The sequence below is a fragment of the Chloroflexaceae bacterium genome (assembly GCA_025057155.1).
Classification (GTDB): Bacteria; Chloroflexota; Chloroflexia; order Chloroflexales; family Chloroflexaceae; genus JACAEO01.
Genome location: JANWYD010000159.1, coordinates 1 through 547, shown reverse-complemented (window position 1 = coordinate 547; position 547 = coordinate 1). Strand labels below are relative to the sequence as shown.

Sequence of the window (547 nt, the reverse complement as noted above, 5' to 3'; positions counted from 1 at the left end):
GGTGCGGCCATCCACGAAGACGGGGTACTCCGGGTAGAGCGCCCACATCAGGTAGCCACCGAAGTTGTAGGAATTGAACATCGGCCCCGGCGGGCGCTCGCGCCGGATAAACTCCGCCGCGCCTACCGGCGAGACCTTCGCAATCGCCCGCTCGTTGGCCGAGGCCGGCAGCACGGTGAAGACCTTGAGCATGGCCGCAAGCGCAAGTACGACAAGGAGTACCCAGTTGAGGAGGACGTTGCCGGCGAAGGCAGGCCGGTCGTCGCCGCTCGGGGCAAGCAGGCCGGCGGCGTGGCGCGTCAGCAGCGGCGGCGCGACGACGGCGAGCAGCGGCACGTTGCGCCCGGCGAGGAAGCCGAGATAGGCCACTCCGCACACCAGCACCAGGTCGGTCACGTCCACCGGGCGGCGCGAGAGCGCAACCACGGCGAAGGTCGCCAGCAGCAGCCAGAGGAAGACCTGCTGCTCCAGCGCGTGAAAGTTGGGCGACTGCCACTCCTGGATGAACTCGCGCAGCGCGCCGATGCCGACCGTCTTGAAGGGATAC

General features: G+C 68.6%; 1 protein-coding gene. It reads right to left on the bottom strand.

Features of this window, described 5'->3' with window-relative positions; all coding sequences use genetic code 11:
• Positions 1–547 (bottom strand): hypothetical protein (locus NZU74_20800; protein ID MCS6883764.1); only part of this gene is annotated, 547 nt, incomplete at both ends.